Here is a 21,009-nt window from a genome sequence, read left to right on the forward strand (position 1 = left end):
CTTTTTTTAATAGAACATCCGGATATTCCACAGTGCAGCAAATGCACCCACTGCCAACGCCCCACCAACAACACCACCCGCAATTAGAGCAGCAGTGCCAAATTTCATATAAGCGGCACCATAGCCCATTCGAACTACACCCCACAATCTACTTGTGTTAATTCCAATCGCTTTGAGTGCCCGATTTGCTGACGGAACACCTAAGATAAGTCCACGAAGGTTATTGAAAAAGCGTTGGCCATCACCTCCATTGATTCGTTCGTGGTGTTCAATCAATTCGTAATGCATCGGTAATTCTAAATTCATGTATATCATCTCCTGTTATCAAATATGAATTACCGTATCTTTTTCCTATGACGGTGATGTATTTTTCTAATTATGGAAAAAAAACATCAGAAAAACCAATACAATTCACCAATGTAAACGCACTCATTAGTGATTATATGGACAATATGATGTGTATACAGTGTATACACTATTTTGACCTACGGCTAAAAAATAGCATATAATAGAAATAACCATGAGCTTACTAAGCAAATAAGGAGATAAATATATGAAAGATTACATGGATAGAGTTATTGACTTGGTTGACTTGAGCCAAAATTTACCGCTCAATCAAATCATTTACGAAGGACTTCGTACCGCAATCATTAGTGGTGTCATTCCTATGGGGGAACGTATCAATGAAAAATTCTATGCTGAATCACTCAACGTAAGCCGAACACCTGTTCGTGAAGCATTACGACGGATTCAAGATGAAGACATTGTCCAATACATTCCAAATTACGGAATTGTAGTTACAACATTTAATTTAGACGATGTTCGCGAAATTTATCAGATTCGTACAGCACTGGATATTCTCGCGGCAACCAATGCCATGCAATTAATGAATGACGAGCGTTTTGCTCGTATGGAAGCGTTACTAGATCGCACCGACGCCGCTCAAGCAGCTAATGACGTCAACAGTGTCATTCAAATGTCCAAAGAGTTTAATACGATGATTTATGAATTCTCAGAAATGCCGCGTCTTGAAACCATTCAGAATCGGCTTCGTGACTATCTGACACGCTTCCGCGATATTTCACTGACAGCCGCACCACGTCGTGAGCGAGCTTTGGCAGAGCACCGACTCATCTATCGTTGCCTTAAGAACGGTGATGTTGAACAAATGAAACTTGTGATCACAGAACACCTTGCATTATCCGAAGAGTTTATTATTTTAGCAATGGAATCTGAACAACACGCATGAGTAAAGATCAACTCGTTGCCCTTGCACTTAAAGCACTCATTCAAGAAGTTACCTTAACACCAAAACCAGGACTTGTTGATCCTTATCACCCAGGATCACATACTGATATGGATGCCTTTACCTTTATTGACAGCTGTTTCGCATTAGTACCTGGGTTTCACGTTTATTATGAGATAGGAGCACAGCATCACGGTACATTACCTGAACTCTTCGCAAGTATTCGCCAAGCCGGCATCAATAATGAAGCTAAAATGTTTACAGCTACAGCGAATGTTAACACACACAAAGGTGCAAACTTCATGTTTGGTATCCTAATTGCAGCAATCGCGTATCTTGATTATCCAGACTTAGAGACTTTACAAACCAGCATTCAAACCATGACAACTGGATTGGTTCAAGCAGAACTTGGTTCACTGACCCATTTTCAAACACATGGCGAAAAAATGTATGAACAATACGGTTTTACAGGCATTCGCGGTGAGGTTGAAGCCGGGATACCTCATGCCTTTAACCTTGCACTTCCAATCCTTCAAGATGACTCAGTTCCCTATGACCACCGTCTCAAACTTGCCTTACTTCAACTCATCGCAACCAACGATGACGCAAATATGGTCAAACGCGGAGGCATCTTAGGACTTGATTATGGAAAATCATTAGCAGCAATGGATTATCATGATCTCGACTATCATCTGAGCTACATGAATCGCATGTTTGTTCAACGAAATTTAAGTCCAGGAGGCAGTGCTGATTTACTTGCCATTTCAATCTTCTTATATCTATACGATAAAGAACAATCATCATAAAAGAAAACATCGACAGATTAATGTCGATGTTTTCTTATTTGTCCAATTTCAAAACTTCCATTTTAATAAGCGTAATTAAATAGTTTGCCGCCTCTTGATTTTCAAGCGAATCCGAAATATAGCCATACAATGACCAATATCGTGGCGTTTCCAAGTCAAAATGAACGATATTATCTAAGTTCGGTGCAAACTCATAAATGTGTGCAGGAACAAAAGCCGCACCAATGCCCGACTCTGCAAGTTTGTACGCTGTAGCAATGTTTTCCGTTTCAAGAACGATATTTGGCGCAAAGCCCAGTTCCGTAAATTGTTGATCTGAAAAATGCCGCATCTTTTGACCCCGCTTCAAACTTATGTAAGGCAATTGCTTCATAGTTTCACGATCCACAACATTGGACATAATCCCATAGTATCGTTTCAAGTCACGGTTAATCGCTAGGACAATCTTTTCTTTCAACAAACGCTCGCAACTATAGTTCGCATACGTTCCCGACAAATCGACTGGAGGTGAAAAGAATGCGACATCCACGTCCTTGTGTTCTAATTTATCAGAAAGTTCAAAGGTGCGTGTTTCGCTGATTTCAAGTTTGATATGTGGATAACTATCTTGAAAACGTCCTAAAATTCGAGGCAATAATAAGCCGCTCCAATAGCGTGTGGTACCAATCCGTAAAATTGAAGTCGCCTGTGCATCGACAGTCTGTAATTGCGTCCCTAATTTATCTTCAAGGTGCATGATAACATAAGCAGTCTCTAGATAGATTTTTCCGTGTTGAGTCAACTGTATTGGCGTTTGAGATCGATCAAATAACGTCACATTCAATGTTTTCTCCAAATTGAGAATATACTGACTTAATGAGGATTGTGCTATGTATAAATTCTTTGCTGCTTGCGAAAACGATTGTGTTTCTGCTAGCGCAATAACGTATTCGTATTGTTTTGTTCGCATACATTCTCCTATCGTAAATAGCGATACCATTTATCGTTTAATAGTCTTAGACGATTTCTCATTATCATTGTACACTATATTTATGAATAAGGAGGCATTACATGGATTCTTTACGTATTTTAGTACCTACACCAATGATGGGGTATGGTTTTCCGATTAAGGAATTTGAACGTGGTTTAACTTATAAACCACATGCAATTGTATTGGATGCAGGATCAACCGACAGTGGTCCGCAAAAGTTAGCACTTGGTGAAATGACATGCCCTGCGTCCGCATATAAGAAAGAAATGGAAATTCTTATCCCTGCTGCAGTTAAAGCAAAGGTACCACTTATCATTACATCTGCTGGTGGTGACGGAACCAATGAGCATGTTGATTTGTTTATGGAACTTGCTGAATCCGTTGCGAAAGCACATCAACTTGAGGTTCGAATTGCTGCAGTTTATAGTGATATTCCGAAAGATACCGTCCGCGAAGCACTCAAAAATAATAAGATCAGTGCAATGACGAATGTTCCAGATTTAACGTTCGAAGATATTGATGATGTAACGGTTATTACAGCTCAAATGGGTGCAGAACCTTACATCAATCTTCTTCAATCTGAAAATCCACCACATGTTATTATCGGTGGTCGTACATATGATCCAGCACCTACTGCAGCGATTGGGATCATGAATGGCTTCGCTCCTGCACTAGCATGGCATATGGGTAAAATCATTGAATGTGGCGCATTGTGTGCTGTTCCTTCAGGAAAGAGTGTCATCGGAACCCTTTACCATGACCACTTTACGATTGAACCTATGAATGAAAATTCTCAAGCTAAACCACATACCGTTGCAGCACATACAATGTATGAAAAAAGTAGTCCAAGCATCCTTCCAGGACCAGGTGGTCAGCTTTTACTCAATGACTGTGACTTTAGTGCAGTAACTGATTCCGTTGCTCGTGTTGCGGGAAGCAAGTTTGCACCCGACTCACAGTATCGTATCAAGCTTGAAGGTGCGAAAATTGTCGGTTACCGTTCAATTACGGTAATGGGACTTCGCGACCCAATTCTTTTAAGTCAACTCGATGATGTCCTAAAGTATGTGCGCACTGAAGTTGCGAAAGCTTTACCTGATGAAAGTTCCCAATGTACTATCATCATGCACGAATATGGACGAAACGGTATCATGCAATCTCTCGAATCGTATAATGGCCCAAGTGCCCATGAAGTATGCGTCATCGCTGAGGTAACTGGCCCAACACAAGAAATAGCACAACTCGTAACCAACCGCGTCCGTACTACATTATTACATTACCATTACCCTGGCCGTATCGCGACATCAGGAAATATTGGAATGCCTTTTACACCGTTAGAAATTCCACTCGGTCCTGTATGTGCCTTTAATGTTTATCATTTAATGGATATTACCGATCCAATTGCACAATTCCCAACTCGAATTACGGAGGTTACTTTATAATGAAACTTAAAGATTTTGCACAAGTTATACGGAGTAAAAACTCGGGTCCTTTTGAAATTACTTTTGATATAATATTCAAAAGCGAAGCTGACTACAATCACTTTAAAAACAGTCAAGCACTTACTAAAGAGTCCTTTGCAACGTTGTATCACCTAAGCCCAGAAGATGTCATTACCTTTGAATACTTTGACCCAGCGCGGGGCTTGAAAATTACCATTCCACGTCCTTGGGCACAGGGAAGCATTGGTGAAAGTGATATGCATGGCTCGCAACAGTATGCACCTTTACTCGATATCATTATTTCTGAATAACGAAAGCACCACAATGTGGTGCTTTTTTATTTGCCGTAAAAAAGAACACTGCAGGGAAAAGTGCAGTGTTCAAGGTATCATCAAGGTCATTGGTCTTGATGTATAACACACATTATTGGCGTGTGATTAGATTACGATCGTTACGATTTGTTCTGGTACATCGTAGAATGGATCTTGTTTTTTCTTAAGGAAAGGAGTAGCAATTTGTGGGAATAATGCATAAGACAAGACATCTTCTGTTGTCGTTGCAAATGCTTCCGCTTCTTTCGCAAATGTTGCCATAGCTGGCTGTAGGAGGTCAGCTGGGCGGACAGTTACGATTTCTGCATCTTTACCTACGATTTTTTCAACAATCTCTTCAGCAATTGGAGCTGGAGATTTACCATAGTAACCTTTAACGTATTCTTTAATTTCGTTTGGTATTAGTTTGTAGCGCTCACCACTCAAGACGTTCATAACGGCTTGTGTACCAACCATTTGAGATAATGGGGTAACTAAAGGAGGATATCCCATATCTGCACGCACTCTTGGAACTTCCGCAAGCACTTCTTCATATTTATCCAATTGTTTTGCTTCTTTAAGTTGTGAGAGAAGGTTTGACAACATACCTCCTGGAACTTGATAAATAAGCGTATTTGGATCCGTTTCGAGAACCTTAGGATTAAAGACACCACTCTCTTTGAATGTTTCTTTTACAGCTTTGAAGTGATCCGCGACAATTTGGCAGTCTTCGAGGTTCACATCAATGTCGTATCCAAGTTCGCGTAACGCAATAACCATGGATTCTGTTGAGGGTTGGCTTGTCCCTCCAGCAAATGATGAGTTTGCTGTGTCAATAACATCTGCTCCTGCCTCAACAGCTTTAAGGTATGTCATTTCGGCAATACCACTTGTTGAGTGTGTATGAACATGAATAGGTAATGCTGTCACTTCTTTAATAAGACGGACTAAAGTTTCAGCACGAGCTGGAGTCAGGATTCCAGCCATATCTTTAATACAGATTGAATGAGCACCCATTGCTTCCATATCTTTAACCAATTGAACATAGTATGCATCTGTATGAACTTCACTAATTGTATAGCAAATTGTCATTTGTGCATGTCCACCATGTTGAATAATTGATTTAACAGATTGTTCTAAATTTCGTAAGTCGTTTAGAGCATCGAAAACGCGGATGACATCAATACCATTTTCAATGGATTTTTGGATGAAAGCATCCACAACATCATCTGGATAGTGTTTGTATCCAAGAAGGTTTTGACCACGCAATAGCATTTGGAGCTTGGTATTTTTTACGTGTTTGCGGATTGTACGGAGTCGCTCCCATGGATCTTCTCCTAAAAAACGGATACATGCATCAAAAGTTGCACCACCCCATACTTCAAGACTTTCGAATCCAGCATGGTCAAGTGTTTCCAATACTGGAATCATTTGTTCTATTGTCATGCGCGTTGCAATTTGACTTTGGTGTGCGTCACGTAAGATTGTATCGGTGATTTTAACGTGTTTCGTCATTAAACGTCACACTCCCTTCTTTTATTAATATATCTTGCATTGCCTTGTGCAATGCTTTAACTGTATGTGTTCGGTTACGACCGCACGCCTTGCTTGATTCATTACAAATCAAGCAACGACGGCCATCATATCCAAGATCTTCACGAGAAAGCGATCCATTTGAATTATAAACATCAAAGTCATAGAGTCTTCCAAGTGCATTTTGATCTTCAAGTTGAATTGTGAGTTTTTTTACGAAGTCAATTTGTGATGTATTGACGACAATGAAATATTCGATCCCTGTGATGGCATTCACAGTTTTCGTATAAAGCGTTTCAAGTGCTGCAGCACTCAAAGCTGCATGCAACCGTTCAATTCCAAGTTCTAAAAGTGTTTGAATCAGTTCATTGTTTTTAACAGGACCTGGCATATTGACCTTTAATGCAATGAGAACTGCATCCGGATAAAGCGACACAAGTTGTTGTTGGAACTGAATACGATGATCACGATGTGTAAGAACTGCCTCAAGCGTAGGAACTGGTCCAACTTCAAAAGCATCTTTTACACTCTGATCAATGTGATATTTAGTCACGTTTAACTTGGCGCACTGCATCGATTAAGCTACCATCACGGTATTCAATTAATGCAACCACTTTATCTCCATATTGGATTGGCTCAGGTGTTCCAACGATTCCATAAGCACGATCACGAAGTTCTTCAATGGTGAATTGCGGAATATCAACATTTTTGAAACGTTCGATTAGATCTTGACGTAATGGGTTAATTGCAATCCCTACTTCCGTAACAACGACATCAATCGATTGTCCTGGTGTAATAACTGTATTAACGTCATCAACGATTGTTGGGATACGACCACGCACGACTGGTGAAAGGATAATGCTGAGTTTTGAACCTGCAGCGGTATCACTATGTCCACCTGAAGCACCACGGATTAAACCATCAGAACCAGTCATAACGTTGACATTGAATTTAGTATCAACTTCTAATGCAGATAGTACAACCACATCAAGCATGTTGACAGCAGCACCTTTATTTCCAGGGTTCGCATACATTGAAGCACTAATTTCGTAGTGTTTTTCATTGTTTTTAATCGAATCAATCGCACCACGGTCAAATGATTGTGTATCAATTAATGTATCGATTAAGCCTTCTTCATGCATTTCTGCTAAGTGGCCTGTAAGTCCACCTAAAGCAAATCCTGCTTTAATGTTCTTCTCAATCATTGCGTCTTTTAGGTAACGTGCAACTGCAAGTGATGATCCACCTGTTCCTGATTGGAATGAGAATCCTTCTTTAAAGTATGGTGATGCTTGAATAACTTTGCTTGCATATTCTGCAATAAGAAGTTCTTTAGGATCTGTTGTATAGCGTGTTGCGCCTTTAGCAATCCCATTTGGATCACCAATTGAATCAACGACAACAACGTAATCGACATGGTTTTGTGGAATACTAATTGGTGTATTTGGGTATGGTACAAGTGTATCAGTGATAATGACGACTTTTTCTGCAAATTCTGCATCAACGCGTGCATATCCTAATGATCCACACGCTGCTTTACCATGTGATCCATTTGAGTTTCCATATTCATCTGAACTGGATGCTCCAAGGAAGGCAACATCAATTTTAATATCGCCCATTTCGATTGCTCGTGCACGACCACCGTGTGAACGGATCACAACTGGGTTTTCCATGAGTCCGTTAGAAACAGCTGCTCCAACTTTATCACGAAGTCCACTTGATGTAATATTTGTAATCACACCATTTTTGACATGGTCAATAATTGGTTCGTGAACGTTTGCGATAGAACTTGATGCTAATGTTAAGTTTTTAATTCCAAGTTTTGCAATTTCTTCCATAACCATGTTGAGGACTTTATCCCCTTCACGGAAATGGTGGTGGAATGATACGGTCATACCATCTTTTAAACCTGTTTCAATAATAACATCTTTAATGGATTCACGAAGTTTTGATTCCCCAGGTAATACTGCAGTTACAGTTGCGGCATTACGTTGGTATGTTGGTTTGCGATCAAATTGATCAACAAACATTCCAAATTTTTCTGCGTATTCTGTAGGAATTTCGCGTCCGACTTTATTTTTTGGCATATTAACGTACCTCCCCGTCTACATCGATTCCAGCAGCGCGTGCAAGCATGATGACACGCTCAGCACGTTCTACGATTGGTTTATCAATCATTTTACCGTTTAGTGCAATAACACCTGAACCTTTTGCTTCAGCTTCAGCAATTGCTGCAATAACGTCTTTTGCGTTTTTAATTTCTTTGTCTGTAGGACGGTAAACGCTATTAACGATAGGTATTTGACGTGGGTTGATAACAGATTTTCCGTCAAATCCAAGTTGACGAATTAATTCTGTCTCACGGCGAAGTGTATCAGGATCGTTGACGTCTGAGAAGACCGTATCGACCGCAGCTACACCTGCTGCACGTGCAGCATGTACAATCATTGAACGAGCAAAGAATAGCTCTTCACTGTTACGTTCTGGGTAACGACGTGTTTTCATTGAAGTAACATAGTCTTCTGCCCCAATTGCGATTCCCACGATTCGTGGACTTGAAGTTGCAATTGCATACGCGTTGAGGACTCCCATTGGACCCTCAATTGCAGCAAAGATTTTAGTAGATCCTTCTTCACGACCGGATTGTTTTTCAGCTTCGAGCATAATTGCTTCAACATCAATAACATCTTGCGCAGTTTCTGTTTTTGGAAGACGAATAACGTCGATTCCTGCACGAACCATCGCATGAATATCATCACGACCACCCTGTGCTAAGTCGTTAATACGAACAACAGTTTCAGTTGTTCCAAAATCGAGTGTTTTTACTGCTTGGTAAACTAAGAAACGTGATGTATCTTTTTCTTTAAGTGAAATTGAATCTTCGAGGTCGAACATAATGGAATCAGCCCCGTATAAGTTTGCATCACGTAGCATTCCTGGATTACTTGCAGGAATGAACATCATTGTTCTTCTTAAACGTTCCATGATTCTAATGCCTCCCAATCGATATTTTGTGTAATTCCTGACGCACGGTGAACAACTGCAATGGTACGTGCTTTTATGGTACAGTCCAATGCTCCTTGATCAACAATAGATACTTTTGCATCGGTAATTCCAAGATTCGCAAGTGTTTCCTCGACAACTTTACGAATTTGTTTTCCAAATTGGAATTCGACGCTACTTTGTAGGTCAATTTCAATTCCTTTACCAGCGTTTTGGTCAATCATAATCTGTAAATCTGATGATTCCAGCGTACCGGCTACCGCTTGATTTTTAATTTCAAATTTTGCCAATTGATGTTCCTCCATTTCGAATCTCACTGATGAGTGTTTGACCTTCCTCTGACATTAAGTAGTCATAGGTGGTCGTTGGCACGAGCTTTTGAACCAGCTCTAAATCATTTTCGAAAAGCGCTTTACGGACCAAAGATGCGCTAATGACATTGCCCGTAATTTCTTTGCGGGGAATGATACTTAGACGAATCTCAGGTTCTAAAACAGATTTTAGCGCTTGATTGTAGATTGCTGTTGCTTCAGAGTACGGCTCTTCACCAACAAAGCGTTTGGTAATATTCATTACGTTCGCGATATTTTTGAAGATGGTTGCATCTAAAGCTGCTTGAACTGCAGTGACACTGACGTCTTCTTTAAGGAAATATGAAGGGAAAGTTTGATTGGAAACCATATAGTTCCCAGTATCTAACACTGTCACATTTGCAAAGTGTGCTGTTCCTTTTTCAACAAGATTACGACGCACATGCGCAGGGAATGCGGACGCATCTTCTGATAAAACAAACACAAAGACATGATCAGCATGTAACGTTGCATATTCAACAAGGTATTGATGACCTTTGGTGAACGGATTTGCATTCATTACAATGGCTGCACTAACGCCTGTTTCTTTTCGATACGGCTCGATGCGTTCAAGATAACGATCGAAACCATTCATTGCTTTTTCTAAGAATACAAGGTCTTCACCAACAGCGGCAATTTGTTTAAATCCAAGATATTTAAAGGATTCAACAGCGCTTGGTTTTGTGTAAACGTACACATTAGTGTAACCATTGTCCAACACCTCATTCATTAAGAATGAGATAAGTTGGTTCAAGGTTCCACCTCCAGTGTATTTCTTACACACGGCGATGCATTTTAGAATATTTTGATAGATGGATCCCGTCGCAATTAACGTATCCCCTTCAAAAACTCCATAAGTATAATCGACGTTGTCCTCATGACGGATATTGGCATCGTTCAAGAACGAAACCCATTGTTCGTATTCATCACGATAACGTTTGATGTGCATTCGACGAATTTCTGACATCTGGCGCACTCCTTTCGATTATTTTTTGTCTTCTGGGAAGACTTTAAGTAAGACGGCACTTGCTGCATAGATGATTAATAATGCGGCAAAGATACCACCCATTCCAATTACCATAATTTCCAATGCTGGCATAATATCTGCCATATTTAAGTTTAATGTCATAATGATACTCCTTTATTAAGCGAAGAACATGAGGATCATTCCACCAGCAACAACTGATGCAATTTGACCCGACACGTTCGCTCCAATAGCGTAGTTGAGTACGAAGTTTTGTGGATCTTCCTCTGTAGCAAGTTTTTGAACAACACGTGCTGACATTGGGAAGGCTGAGATACCAGCACCACCAATCATAGGATTAATTTTTTCTTTACGGAACAAGTTAATGAATTTTGCAAAGAGAACACCACCGATTGTATCCATAATAAAGGCAACAAGACCAAATGCAATGATGAGTAATGTTTGAACATTAAGGAATTCACCAGCAGTCATCTTCATAGCAATCGTGAAACCAAGTAAGATTGAAACAAGGTTTACTAATTCGTTTTGTGCTGTAAGGCTTAAGCGATCAAGAACTCCACATTCACGAAGTAAGTTTCCAAACATTAAGAATCCAACAAGTGGTAATGAAACTGGTGAAATAAATCCAGCAACCACTGAGATAATGATTGGGAAAAGAATTTTCGTACGTTTTGATACACCGGATGCTTTATAGTTCATCTTAATTGCGCGTTCTTTTTTAGTTGTTACTAATTTGATTGCGGCAGGTTGGATGATTGGTACTAAAGCCATATATGAGTATGCGGCAACAGTGATAGGCCCTAAGAGCTCTGGTGCAAGTTTATTTGCAACGAAGATTGATGTAGGTCCATCAGCAGCTCCAATAATTCCAATAGTAGCGGCTTGTGGTAATGTAAAGTTAGCAATAACTGCAACCACAATCGTAAAGAAGATTCCGAATTGTGCAGCAGCACCATAGAGTAACATTGATGGATTTTGTAGTAATGGTCCAAAGTCGATCATTGCTCCAATTCCAATAAAGATGAGGAGTGGGAACAACTCTGTTTCGATCCCTGCGGCAAAAAGAATGTTTAGAACACCTTCTGGCCCTCCTGGTTGTGTAATAAGTCCCGAGTTCGGGAAGTTAACAAGAATCGCACCCAAGCCCATTGGTACTAAAAGCGTTGGTTCGTATTCTTTAACAATTCCTAAATAAATGAGTACTAATCCAATTACCATCATAATAATCTGTGGTAATGTGATTTGCATTATCCCCTGAATTAAAATATCCATATGTCTTTCCTTCCTTTACTATTTAATGACGACCATGACTTGTCCAACGTCAATAGCAGTTCCTTTTTCTGCATAAATTGCAGCAACAGTTCCTGCTTTTGGTGCAACAATATTGTTTTCCATTTTCATTGCTTCAAGAACAAGTAATACTTGGTTTTCAGTAACGACGTCACCAACTTTAACAGCGATTGATAAGATATTTCCTGGCATTGGTGAAATAACTTCTGTTCCGCCTTCAACACTTACTGGTGCAGCTGCTGGTGCTGGTGCAGGTGCTGCTTCAGCTACTGGCGCTGCGGCTGCTACTGGTGCAGGTGCTGCTACTGGTGCAGCAGGTGTAAATGATAAACCTTCTGGATTTCCAATTTCTTCCATTTCAACAACGTATTCTTTGTCGTTTAATTTTACTCTAAATTTTCTAAGCATATTCTAATTGCTCCCTTCCTCAGTAATACTTACCAACCTAAAGGTTGATTCTGGCTTATCGTGTGCCAGGACACTTGCTGCAATCAATGCTGCAGCTTCTTTGTCTTGATCAATACGACGAATTGATTTGATTTTAACTGTCGCATCATCAAAGCTTGTAGATAAAATTGCAGAAGCAATGACAGCTACCGTATCGTGCTCCTCTTGATCTGTGATTGCTTCAGTGAAGTCAACCAATGGAATTTGAGGTGCGGCAACTGGCGTTGGTGCTACAGTTTTATCTTCAACGGGTTCTACTTTATTACGTTTTCTCCAAAACATGCCAGTACCTGCTCTTTCTACACTCTTATTATAATGTATACACTTCTGGATATATGATTTTATGGTGTTTTTTACGTGTCTGAACATTCAAAAAACACCTATTGTAAACTATTTTATTTATTTGAGTTTACAATGCCTGATTTGCATGATATTCTAGCATGCATAAGGAGGCTTTTATGACGCCATCAGTTTTAGAAATACTTGAAAACAATATGGGTTCTTTTATCAGCGGCGAAGCGATTGCTACCCAATTTGGGATGACACGCGCTAATGTATGGAAAGAAATCCAAAAACTTAAGGCTCAAGGCTACCGAATTGAGTCAGTTCGCAATCAAGGCTACCGCCTTATTGATTTAAACGGTAATTTATCGAAATCACAAATTCTAACACATGTTCACGACGCGTTAATTCGTGATGTTGAGTATTTGGAATCGGTTGATTCAACGAATACGTATGCCAAATTGCTTGCACAAGATAGTGACGTAACAGATTATGTTGTTGTTTCTGACCTTCAAACCGATGGCCGCGGCCGCATGGGACGCTCATTTTATTCCCCTTCTAAAAATGGGGTATACATGAGTTTCATCCTACGACCAAACTTAGCCCTGCAAGATACGCAATTATTAACGATTGCTGCCGCGGTGGCCGTTGTCCAAAGTATCAAGCAACTTTATGATGTTGATGTTGATATTAAGTGGCTTAATGATATTTATAGTAACAAACGTAAATTATGCGGCATTCTGACCGAAGGTGAAATCGTCCTTGAGTCTAGCAGTTACCGTTATTTAATTTTGGGACTTGGTATTAATGTTTATACTGATTCCCAATTGCCAGATTCGATTCAAAGCATTTACACGGCCCTCGATGCTGTTGTATCCCAGCCTATTGATCGAAATCAATTGGTCGGGGCGATCATTAACAATTTTTATGATATTTACCATGGAATCCCCCAGAATCGAGATGCATTGTTGCACGAATATAAAGCATCTAGCATTGTCTTGGGTGAAGTCGTTCATGTTAATAATGATCCGAACCAGTCTTTTACTGCTATTGATATCGACGATCATGGTTATCTCATCGTTGAAGATGATGAACACAACCGTCATATCTTAAACGCTGGCGAAGTCAGCATTGGAGGAAGTTTCAAAAATGAAAACTAAAGATTTAACACTTGCTGCACTCTTTGCAGGCTTTATATCAATTAGCTCTTATATCGTCATTCCACTCCCTGTCGTTCCTTTTTCGCTTCAAGTATTTGCTGTTAGCTTAACAGCTATCTGCCTAACGCGTAAACAGGCACTCTTTGCCATCTTGACTTATACCCTAGTTGGTTTGATCGGACTTCCTGTTTTTGCTGGAGGTCGTGGTGGTTTCCAAGTTATCTTATCTCCATCATTTGGATTTATTCTTGGATTCATTCCCATGGTCTTCATTATCAACACACTATTCCATAAACTACCGAAAGGCAAACGTTGGCTTGCCTTCATTGCTGGAAGCCTTTCACTCTATGCTGTGGCACTTCCTATTTTATATTTCAATCTGAAGTTAAATACCGGAACGGTGCTTTCACTTTCAAAGTTACTCGTCACCTATTGGTTAATTTTCTTACCGACTGATTGCTTATCAATGGGACTTAGTTATTTGGTCCAAACCAAGATTTTACCTTTTACCCAATCGCAAACTACATCATCGGAGTCGTTGTAAATAGTTACAAAAAGCTGGTATTGCGAAATACCAGCTTTAGTTTGTTATTTAATAAATGGTACAGCACCTGTGAATCCAGCCACGAGGATGAAAATCACGAAGATTCCCAATGCCCATTTTGCGGATTCTTTTTGCCATTCACCCATATCTAACTCTGTCATTTGTAAGAGTAAGTAGATGAAGGCAACGAGTGGACTGAGTAAGTGGAATGCTTGTCCTAAGAGTGAAGCAACTCCCAACTCCATTTGTGTCCATCCGTATGTTGCACCTGCTTCTGTAAGCACTGGTAACACACCATAGTAGAATGCGTCGTTTGATAGGAAGAATGTACCTGGTGCTGACAAGAAGGCAACAACAAGACCCCAGAAACGACCAAAGCTTGCAGGAATAATTTTTGTTAAACTAATTGCTAATGCATCTGACATACCTGAAACTGTAAATAATCCTGTAAATACCCCAGCACCAAGTACTAAGATAACAACAGCAACTGCGTCTCCTGAGTTTTCGTGTAAACGCGTTTTTTGATCTTTAAGGTTTGGATAGTTCATCATTAATGCAATAACTGTACCTACAAGGAACAAGAATACTGATGGGAATGTTCCTTCCATCATTAGCAATGTAACAATTGTTAATGTAAGGATTAAGTTTGGCCAGAATAAGTGTGGACGACGAATTTTTAAGATTTCTTCATCATCTGTTGATGTAAGCTCAAGTAATTCTGTTTCTGATAATACTTTGATTCCAATACGTTTACGTTCTTGGAATCCCATGTAGATTGAAACACCTAACATGTAGATAACAGCTAGAATCATTCCTGGTGCAACTGCACGAAGGACTTCTGAGTCCATTCCGTTTAATTCAGGTAGAACTGAGATAACACGGGCTGTAGGACCACCCCATGGTAGTAAGTTCATAATTGTGTTCATGAGGATAACAAGAACACCCAAGTTCATCATCTTCATACCCAGCTTCTTATAAAGCGGTATAAATGCGGTACATGTAATTAACGTTGTTGTCGTTCCATCACCATTCAGTGATACGGTAGCCGCAACAACTGCGGTAGCGAATAAGACTTTTAATGGATCTCCATTCGCGAATTTAATCATGACTCGAGTAATTGGATCGAACATCCCTGCATCGAGCATCAATGCGAAGTAGAAAATCGCAAAGAGTAACATGATACCTGTTGTTGATGTTTTCTTAATTCCATCAAGAACAAAGTCCCCTAGAATCCAAATTTGGTCCATGAATGTGACCATTGATGGATCAGCTAGTTTTTTAATCTCAACTATTTGATCCGTGTAGAGTCCCATGAAAGACCCTGCTAATGCAAATACAAGTGGTACGATGATCAAAGCTGTAAATGGTGATAATTTTTTCTTCATTATCAAGAATAGGAATACAGCGATCATTCCCCACGCCAACACTGTTAGTGCTATAGGCATAATATTTCTCCTCCCTGTGGATAATTCTTTATCAGAATGTACATTCATCATAATGCCAGAAAGCGATTACAACAATACTTGAACAGCCCAAAAAACACTCAATAAACACCCTATACACTTGGGGTACACTATGGGATTACTCACTTATTAAGCCACATTTTCACATAAAAAGCCACGTTTGAGTGGCTTTTTGAGGTTCCGCTTAGGCAAGCTTTTGCAATACACTTGTGAAAAAATAGATTATTAGTCAATCTCTTGAAGGATGTTTTTGATGATGGAATAGGTTTCTTTCGGAAGCCAATGCCATTCATCAGCATCCAATAAATATTTCTCGCGCAGGGTAAATGTACGACGGAGCTTCTCTAAATATTCGATATCAGCAAATTGTGGTGTAAACGAATTGGATACAGCATATGACATTTTTGGAAGGGGTCCGAATGGCTCAAACACTGCAGTGTCCGTTAAAATGTCGTGAATTACTTTCATTGTATCTTCGGGTTTTATTTTTTCACCATTGAAATATCCTGTATTTAAAATATAACCTGTGACATCACCTGTTTCAAATAACGCTTTGAACTGTGTATAATCTTCCAATAGTGGATAGAGTCGAAATGGATTCGCATACGGTTCAATGACCAATTTACCCACCTCGTCGGTATTTTCAGCATTACTTCGGGTTGTACTGATGGTTGCTCCCATAACAGCCGCTAAGACTGGGTCGTCCAATCGCACACACGGTGGAAAAGCATCATCACGCATAATCCAAAAAACTGTTTTGAGTGGTGAGTCGATCGCATCGATGCGATTATCTGTCCAATATTTCGATTTGATGGTGCGACCATTTCCATTGCGAACATCTTCCGTCTGCAGAACAAGCTTTCCAGTTTCATCACGTACAACGCCATTATTTTGAACTGTAATGAATGATTCTATGGCATCGTGTCCCATCGGATAATCGGCAGTCTTATCAAAGTAAGATGGTTCGAGTGCAATCGCACGTTTGGTCTCTTCATGAATAATAAACGCATCATCATGCAAGACTTTAACCTCAGTTGTTGCCTTGGGCTGAGCAAACGTAATTGTAGACTTACCAGATCCAGACAGTCCAAAAGCAGCCATGACTTGTTCATGCTCGCCATCTTTCATGTATTTTAACCCACCATGGCATGGGATATAGTCGTAGCGTTTCGCTGCGTTCCATGCGAGTGAAAGAATTGCTTTCTTGATTTCGCCAAAATAGTTTAGACCTAAAATAACAGCAACATCTTCATGAGGATCTAGGAGGACGAGTCCATGGGGATAGTCTGGATGACGCCATTCTGGATCGACATATATAAACTGTTCGCCCTTAGGATTTTCAATACAACCTGCTTCAAAGTTTATCATTGTATTATAGAGATTATTCTCGTGTCCTTGAGGCAGCATGATATGGGCATTCATTTGAAAATCTGCATCCAATCCAATATAAACACATGAACTGTAAAATGTCCGGTGATGATTGCTTTCGATGATATCTTGAACAAGCTTTACAAAAGCCATGTCTTTGGGACTGTCAATAATATGGCGTGCACGTGCAGTTCTTCCGACTACAGAACCGTTGTTATCAACGAGGACTTTTGCATTGCTAGGAAGTCCGAGTGCTTCTGTATGATTCACAACAAGATCTGTAACAATGGTCGCAGGTGCAGTTTCCGCCATGCGATATGCTGCTTCACGGGTTTTAACCGGAATTACGTGATTATGATAGAACGCGGTTTCAACGGTAGACTTAAACGCTTGATGTACGTGTTTGTGGAACATGATAGATCCCTCCTATACAAATATCTTACCACGCATTACTTCCACTCGTTGTTTTTAATCGGTTTTGTATGTTTTTTTTATGTATACAAAAAAAAATCACCTTGCGGTGATTAATATTTAGGTGCCCATTGGATGGCGATAGTTCCCAACCCTGCATGGGTTGCAACAGCTGCCGGAAGGGGGATAATATAGTATTTAAAGGTTCCTAGTTTTTCAAAAAGGTAATCACGGCATGACTCTAGTACTGCCATCCCTTCGCTTTCAAGTAAATAAAGATCATGCGTTTCAGGTTTTACATGATACGTAATCATATCATCAACAAGTGCTTGGAACGCTTTTCGATCAGTACGTCCAATACTCCGTTTTTCTATCGATACACCTTTATTTTCTAAATAGAGCATCGGTTTCACACGAAGTAATGATGCAATTTTTTGTGCTGTCTTGGACATACGACCACTTAGCACAACTTGGTCTAGTGTTTCTGGATAGACATATGAAATTGTGTCCGAGAAAATCTTGTCGAGCATTGCTTGAATTGTTTCAATGGATTCGCCACGTTCGTTGTATTCTCGAATACCACGGACAGCTTGTTGTACAGGTCCGGTAATCGTATGGGTATTTATAACTGTGGTATTTTGAAGTCCACTTTCATTCACTGCCTGTTGGAATGATGGATAGGATCCGGACAGTGCCGTTCCAATACTTAGGACGAAAACATGGTCATAATTTTCGTCAACCATCGATTCAAACAACTCCATCATAAATCCAATACTTGGTTGGGATGTTGTCACACGTTCTTTATTACGAAGTAAGTTATTAACCTCTTCTTTCGTAATTGTCACTTCATCAATATATGCATGGTTATTATTCATAACAGTTAATGGTGCAATTTTTACATCAAAATGCTTGATTTCTTCAGGGGTGAACGACACGGATGAGTCGCAAACGATTGCAATTTTTTTCATGGGCATCATACTTTCTATATTTATATTAGCACGCTTAGTATATCAAAATTTTTTCTTATTTTCACAAATACTTTATGTTGTTTTTCACACTTTTGGAATTTATACACTAAAAATGCAAATACGAATGTAGTATCTTATCCTTTATTATGATATGTTGAGTTTACTAGAAATGAGGCATCCTTATGATTCAGTTAATCAATTACCTTAATTCACCCCAAGAAGTCCAATCAAAATTGGATAAAGCCTTCGCGAAAGGCTATACGTTAAATAAAGTAAAGTTTGGGTTTCGCTTTTTTAAAAAGGAAGAAACTCCCAAAGCTGCGGCATACCTTGTTGAGCGCGAAACTGCTTTAGAACGCAAGTATCTCGTCGATAAAACCGTATTTACCCAACCCAATGTTACTGTAACCTATTGCTTGGGTGTTGATGAGAAACAAGATACTATTTCTGACATTTTACTTGTTGATTATTATCAACATCAAAAATCTCTGTACAGTCATGTTTCGTTGCGTTTAAGCATTTACGTCATGATTGGTTTGTATGCGCTCATGTTCCTAAATATCATTCCGGCTGCTTTAACGGGCTGGTTGTTCCTTGTTATTTTCTTATTTTTATTGCACCGCTTTGTCAGTTATCGTGCATTCTATAAAACGGTATTCAAACCGCTTTTAGACTCTACCAACTCAATAGATGTTGCGAAGGCCATCAGTCTTGTAATCGTGGCTGATCGTAAGTTGAATAGCGAGGAATTTGCGATAATCCGTGAACTGGGGAATTTTGAATTTTCCAACGAGAAAAATGGCAAATTTGTCTACAAACTCCTCACTCTATCAAAACATAAATTGGTCCAAGAAAAATTGGATACCTTGACTTCAATTGAAACTGAACTCTTTGCTACAGCACGTTAATCGTGCTTTTTTTATGACTGCTGATACTTCATTGCGAGATAAAAAGGCACAGCTAAAAGTAAACCCGCTAGACCCGCAACAAGCTCAAGCGGTGGTGCTTGTAAAAGAAGCCATATTGACGCCACAATACTGTATGCCGGAATCAAGATCCCAAAAGGTAATCGGAATGGGCGTACAACGTCTTTTTTTGTACTTCGCAATCGAATCACTGCCATCGCTGTCGAAATGTACTGAATAAAGCCTGAAACTACAGCGAGCGTTACGAGCATTTGATAACTACCAGATAAGGCAACCGGTATTGCAATGATTGTTGAGGCAACAATCGCAAAGCCAGGGGTACCAAAACGTGACTCCTTCGCAAAGCACGATGGTAAAAGCTTATCTTCAGCTAGGGCGACCATACATCGTGGCGTAATGAATGAATTGGCAATGTTAATACCAGCAATTGAAATCAAAGTACCAGTACAAGCAATCATCAGGCCTGTAGGTCCAATCATACGGTATAGAGCGGCTTGAATAGGCATTGTTTCCGTCTTTAAATCATTTCCCAATACTCCGATTGATAGAACATGAACGCCAATATAGAATACGGTAATGACCGACATGACAATCATAATTGCACGTGGTAGATTTTGTTTTGGATTTTCCATATCCTCAGATGCAATTGCTAATGATTCAAATCCTTGAAACGCATAGAACCACATCAAACTAATTGCACCAAATTTACTCCATTTGAATGCCGTATCTGTCATGACAAGTTCAAAGTGAGATCCCTTCACGAAGAAAACACCCACAACGATAAATATAAGGATTGGAATAATTTTTGAAACAGTTACAACATTATTTAAGACTTTCGTAAAATTAACTCCGAGATAATTTACGATACCCAATCCAACAAGTGTCCCGATAACAATCAGTGCACCACCTGTTTCCGTACGTGCTGGACTCCATATTGCGCCCAAAGCAACTTTCAAGGCACATGCTGTCGAAGCCCATGTTATTATTTGAACCACTAACTTACTAAAGCCAACAACAAATCCTGGAAATTCTCCAAATGCGTCACGGACATAAACATAGGGCCCACCATTTTGTGAATAAATACCGGCTGCTTCAGCAAAACATGCTGCCAACGACATCACCACAATCGCGATAAAAAGTAATGTCCAAAGACTTCCCAGGCCAATTTCTTTACTCGTTATATGTGGAAAGAAAAAGACGCCAGAACCAATAATCGAATTAATACCAAGCAATACGATGCTCGTAAATCCAAGTTTCTTTTGCATTATAAATACTCCTTAATTTCTTTTTTTTCCTGTAGATGGAGTTATTTTACAGAAACAGCTTGTGCGAAACAAGGCGTGAATCTTTCGTTTTTATTGGCTAATGTCGAAGCGATAAATTAGCCAAACTGTCTAAATCGCTATTTTACGTCACCTGTAGCGGTTACATTACTTGTCTGAACATGACTAAATACCGTAAACTAAATATAAATAGTTACCGCTTAATCACTTTCTTTTTAAGT

Annotated in this window: 23 protein-coding genes; 7 read left to right on the forward strand and 16 right to left on the reverse strand. The window is 39.6% G+C overall.

Annotated elements, in window-relative coordinates; all coding sequences use genetic code 11:
• Positions 1–6: 6 nt before the first annotated feature.
• Complete coding sequence (locus tag GVV19_RS00200) at positions 7–306, reverse strand: hypothetical protein (protein WP_159639200.1); 300 nt, start codon at positions 304–306, stop codon at positions 7–9.
• Between the two features lie 247 nt (positions 307–553).
• Between GVV19_RS00200 and GVV19_RS00205 the strand changes: the two genes are divergently transcribed.
• Both GVV19_RS00205 and GVV19_RS00210 read left to right on the forward strand, forming a co-directional pair.
• Positions 554–1,249: a GntR family transcriptional regulator gene (locus GVV19_RS00205; RefSeq protein ID WP_159633577.1), complete on the forward strand. Its 696-nt coding sequence runs from the start codon at positions 554–556 to the stop codon at positions 1,247–1,249.
• Positions 1,246–2,052 (forward strand): triphosphoribosyl-dephospho-CoA synthase, encoded by an 807-nt coding sequence (locus GVV19_RS00210; protein WP_159639201.1) that lies wholly within the window; start codon positions 1,246–1,248, stop codon positions 2,050–2,052. Before GVV19_RS00205 ends, GVV19_RS00210 begins: the two co-directional genes overlap by 4 nt.
• A gap of 34 nt (positions 2,053–2,086) precedes the next feature.
• Here GVV19_RS00210 and GVV19_RS00215 read toward each other — a convergent pair whose 3' ends face one another.
• Complete coding sequence (locus GVV19_RS00215) at positions 2,087–3,001, reverse strand: LysR family transcriptional regulator (RefSeq protein WP_159639202.1); 915 nt, start codon at positions 2,999–3,001, stop codon at positions 2,087–2,089.
• A 101-nt stretch (positions 3,002–3,102) separates the two neighbouring features.
• Here GVV19_RS00215 and GVV19_RS00220 point away from each other — a divergent pair, with 101 nt between their 5' ends.
• Both GVV19_RS00220 and GVV19_RS00225 read left to right on the forward strand, forming a co-directional pair.
• Positions 3,103–4,464 carry an acyclic terpene utilization AtuA family protein gene (locus GVV19_RS00220; protein ID WP_159644657.1) on the forward strand — a complete coding sequence of 454 codons (1,362 nt, stop codon included), beginning with the start codon at positions 3,103–3,105 and terminating at the stop codon, positions 4,462–4,464.
• The gene (locus GVV19_RS00225; protein ID WP_159633589.1) at positions 4,464–4,775 is read left to right on the forward strand and encodes a DUF4387 domain-containing protein; all 312 of its coding nucleotides are present in this window, start codon (positions 4,464–4,466) and stop codon (positions 4,773–4,775) included. Before GVV19_RS00220 ends, GVV19_RS00225 begins: the two co-directional genes overlap by 1 nt.
• A gap of 126 nt (positions 4,776–4,901) precedes the next feature.
• Here the strand turns inward: GVV19_RS00225 and GVV19_RS00230 are convergent, their stop codons facing one another.
• The 10 genes from GVV19_RS00230 to GVV19_RS00275 are packed head-to-tail and all read right to left on the reverse strand — an operon-like array spanning position 4,902 to position 12,665.
• Positions 4,902–6,290: an oxaloacetate decarboxylase subunit alpha gene (locus GVV19_RS00230; protein ID WP_159639204.1), complete on the reverse strand. Its 1,389-nt coding sequence runs from the start codon at positions 6,288–6,290 to the stop codon at positions 4,902–4,904.
• The gene (gene citX / locus GVV19_RS00235; RefSeq protein WP_159639205.1) at positions 6,274–6,861 is read right to left on the reverse strand and encodes a citrate lyase holo-[acyl-carrier protein] synthase; all 588 of its coding nucleotides are present in this window, start codon (positions 6,859–6,861) and stop codon (positions 6,274–6,276) included. The genes GVV19_RS00230 and citX overlap by 17 nt, the downstream gene beginning before the upstream one ends.
• Positions 6,854–8,395, reverse strand: coding sequence for a citrate lyase subunit alpha (citF, locus tag GVV19_RS00240; RefSeq protein WP_159633598.1), 1,542 nt, complete (start codon positions 8,393–8,395; stop codon positions 6,854–6,856). Before citF ends, citX begins: the two co-directional genes overlap by 8 nt.
• Before the next feature lies 1 nt (position 8,396).
• Positions 8,397–9,293: an aldolase/citrate lyase family protein gene (locus tag GVV19_RS00245; RefSeq protein ID WP_159633601.1), complete on the reverse strand. Its 897-nt coding sequence runs from the start codon at positions 9,291–9,293 to the stop codon at positions 8,397–8,399.
• The gene (gene citD / locus GVV19_RS00250) at positions 9,281–9,601 is read right to left on the reverse strand and encodes a citrate lyase acyl carrier protein (protein WP_236261672.1); all 321 of its coding nucleotides are present in this window, start codon (positions 9,599–9,601) and stop codon (positions 9,281–9,283) included. The genes GVV19_RS00245 and citD overlap by 13 nt, the downstream gene beginning before the upstream one ends.
• Positions 9,588–10,628 carry a [citrate (pro-3S)-lyase] ligase gene (citC, locus tag GVV19_RS00255; protein ID WP_159644659.1) on the reverse strand — a complete coding sequence of 347 codons (1,041 nt, stop codon included), beginning with the start codon at positions 10,626–10,628 and terminating at the stop codon, positions 9,588–9,590. The genes citD and citC overlap by 14 nt, the downstream gene beginning before the upstream one ends.
• 18 nt (positions 10,629–10,646) lie before the next feature.
• Positions 10,647–10,790, reverse strand: coding sequence for an OadG-related small transporter subunit (locus GVV19_RS00260; RefSeq protein WP_159633610.1), 144 nt, complete (start codon positions 10,788–10,790; stop codon positions 10,647–10,649).
• Positions 10,791–10,805: 15 nt separating this feature from the next.
• On the reverse strand, positions 10,806–11,918 hold the full coding sequence (locus tag GVV19_RS00265; RefSeq protein WP_159633613.1) for a sodium ion-translocating decarboxylase subunit beta: 1,113 nt from the start codon (positions 11,916–11,918) through the stop codon (positions 10,806–10,808).
• Positions 11,919–11,936: 18 nt separating this feature from the next.
• Positions 11,937–12,344, reverse strand: a complete 408-nt coding sequence (locus GVV19_RS00270) for a biotin/lipoyl-containing protein (protein ID WP_159644661.1) — start codon at positions 12,342–12,344, stop codon at positions 11,937–11,939.
• A 3-nt stretch (positions 12,345–12,347) separates the two neighbouring features.
• A complete protein-coding gene (locus GVV19_RS00275; protein ID WP_159633619.1) occupies positions 12,348–12,665 on the reverse strand; it encodes a hypothetical protein in 318 nt (105 codons plus the stop codon).
• Between the two features lie 176 nt (positions 12,666–12,841).
• Here GVV19_RS00275 and GVV19_RS00280 point away from each other — a divergent pair, with 176 nt between their 5' ends.
• Positions 12,842–13,825 carry a biotin--[acetyl-CoA-carboxylase] ligase gene (locus GVV19_RS00280; RefSeq protein ID WP_159644663.1) on the forward strand — a complete coding sequence of 328 codons (984 nt, stop codon included), beginning with the start codon at positions 12,842–12,844 and terminating at the stop codon, positions 13,823–13,825.
• Positions 13,815–14,369, forward strand: a complete 555-nt coding sequence (locus GVV19_RS00285; protein ID WP_159644665.1) for a biotin transporter BioY — start codon at positions 13,815–13,817, stop codon at positions 14,367–14,369. Before GVV19_RS00280 ends, GVV19_RS00285 begins: the two co-directional genes overlap by 11 nt.
• 44 nt (positions 14,370–14,413) lie before the next feature.
• Here the strand turns inward: GVV19_RS00285 and GVV19_RS00290 are convergent, their stop codons facing one another.
• From GVV19_RS00290 to GVV19_RS00300, 3 genes are all read right to left on the reverse strand, one after another.
• Complete coding sequence (locus GVV19_RS00290) at positions 14,414–15,814, reverse strand: CitMHS family transporter (protein ID WP_201288169.1); 1,401 nt, start codon at positions 15,812–15,814, stop codon at positions 14,414–14,416.
• Between the two features lie 243 nt (positions 15,815–16,057).
• Positions 16,058–17,614: a phosphoenolpyruvate carboxykinase (ATP) gene (locus tag GVV19_RS00295; RefSeq protein WP_159644668.1), complete on the reverse strand. Its 1,557-nt coding sequence runs from the start codon at positions 17,612–17,614 to the stop codon at positions 16,058–16,060.
• Between the two features lie 110 nt (positions 17,615–17,724).
• On the reverse strand, positions 17,725–18,579 hold the full coding sequence (locus GVV19_RS00300) for a DegV family protein (RefSeq protein WP_159633631.1): 855 nt from the start codon (positions 18,577–18,579) through the stop codon (positions 17,725–17,727).
• Positions 18,580–18,761: 182 nt separating this feature from the next.
• Between GVV19_RS00300 and GVV19_RS00305 the strand changes: the two genes are divergently transcribed.
• Positions 18,762–19,487 carry a hypothetical protein gene (locus GVV19_RS00305; protein ID WP_159639212.1) on the forward strand — a complete coding sequence of 242 codons (726 nt, stop codon included), beginning with the start codon at positions 18,762–18,764 and terminating at the stop codon, positions 19,485–19,487.
• 11 nt (positions 19,488–19,498) lie between these two features.
• Here the strand turns inward: GVV19_RS00305 and GVV19_RS00310 are convergent, their stop codons facing one another.
• The gene (locus GVV19_RS00310) at positions 19,499–20,770 is read right to left on the reverse strand and encodes an APC family permease (RefSeq protein ID WP_159644670.1); all 1,272 of its coding nucleotides are present in this window, start codon (positions 20,768–20,770) and stop codon (positions 19,499–19,501) included.
• Positions 20,771–21,009 lie beyond the last annotated feature (239 nt).

This window comes from Erysipelothrix anatis, from assembly GCF_009828745.1.
Classification (GTDB): Bacteria; Bacillota_I; Bacilli_A; order Erysipelotrichales; family Erysipelotrichaceae; genus Erysipelothrix; species Erysipelothrix anatis.

Excerpts from the sequence above, each read along its gene's own strand:
- GVV19_RS00200 (WP_159639200.1), bottom strand. The coding sequence starts at position 306 with ATGAATTTAGAATTACCGATGCATTACGAATTGATTGAACACCACGAA.
- GVV19_RS00205 (WP_159633577.1), top strand. The coding sequence starts at position 554 with ATGAAAGATTACATGGATAGAGTTATTGACTTGGTTGACTTGAGCCAA.
- GVV19_RS00210 (WP_159639201.1), top strand. The coding sequence starts at position 1,246 with ATGAGTAAAGATCAACTCGTTGCCCTTGCACTTAAAGCACTCATTCAA.
- GVV19_RS00215 (WP_159639202.1), bottom strand. The coding sequence starts at position 3,001 with ATGCGAACAAAACAATACGAATACGTTATTGCGCTAGCAGAAACACAA.
- GVV19_RS00220 (WP_159644657.1), top strand. The coding sequence starts at position 3,103 with ATGGATTCTTTACGTATTTTAGTACCTACACCAATGATGGGGTATGGT.
- GVV19_RS00225 (WP_159633589.1), top strand. The coding sequence starts at position 4,464 with ATGAAACTTAAAGATTTTGCACAAGTTATACGGAGTAAAAACTCGGGT.
- GVV19_RS00230 (WP_159639204.1), bottom strand. The coding sequence starts at position 6,290 with ATGACGAAACACGTTAAAATCACCGATACAATCTTACGTGACGCACAC.
- citF (WP_159633598.1), bottom strand. The coding sequence starts at position 8,395 with ATGCCAAAAAATAAAGTCGGACGCGAAATTCCTACAGAATACGCAGAA.
- GVV19_RS00245 (WP_159633601.1), bottom strand. The coding sequence starts at position 9,293 with ATGGAACGTTTAAGAAGAACAATGATGTTCATTCCTGCAAGTAATCCA.
- citC (WP_159644659.1), bottom strand. The coding sequence starts at position 10,628 with ATGTCAGAAATTCGTCGAATGCACATCAAACGTTATCGTGATGAATAC.
- GVV19_RS00260 (WP_159633610.1), bottom strand. The coding sequence starts at position 10,790 with ATGACATTAAACTTAAATATGGCAGATATTATGCCAGCATTGGAAATT.
- GVV19_RS00265 (WP_159633613.1), bottom strand. The coding sequence starts at position 11,918 with ATGGATATTTTAATTCAGGGGATAATGCAAATCACATTACCACAGATT.
- GVV19_RS00270 (WP_159644661.1), bottom strand. The coding sequence starts at position 12,344 with ATGCTTAGAAAATTTAGAGTAAAATTAAACGACAAAGAATACGTTGTT.
- GVV19_RS00275 (WP_159633619.1), bottom strand. The coding sequence starts at position 12,665 with ATGTTTTGGAGAAAACGTAATAAAGTAGAACCCGTTGAAGATAAAACT.
- GVV19_RS00280 (WP_159644663.1), top strand. The coding sequence starts at position 12,842 with ATGACGCCATCAGTTTTAGAAATACTTGAAAACAATATGGGTTCTTTT.
- GVV19_RS00285 (WP_159644665.1), top strand. The coding sequence starts at position 13,815 with ATGAAAACTAAAGATTTAACACTTGCTGCACTCTTTGCAGGCTTTATA.
- GVV19_RS00290 (WP_201288169.1), bottom strand. The coding sequence starts at position 15,814 with ATGCCTATAGCACTAACAGTGTTGGCGTGGGGAATGATCGCTGTATTC.
- GVV19_RS00295 (WP_159644668.1), bottom strand. The coding sequence starts at position 17,614 with ATGTTCCACAAACACGTACATCAAGCGTTTAAGTCTACCGTTGAAACC.
- GVV19_RS00300 (WP_159633631.1), bottom strand. The coding sequence starts at position 18,579 with ATGAAAAAAATTGCAATCGTTTGCGACTCATCCGTGTCGTTCACCCCT.
- GVV19_RS00305 (WP_159639212.1), top strand. The coding sequence starts at position 18,762 with ATGATTCAGTTAATCAATTACCTTAATTCACCCCAAGAAGTCCAATCA.
- GVV19_RS00310 (WP_159644670.1), bottom strand. The coding sequence starts at position 20,770 with ATGCAAAAGAAACTTGGATTTACGAGCATCGTATTGCTTGGTATTAAT.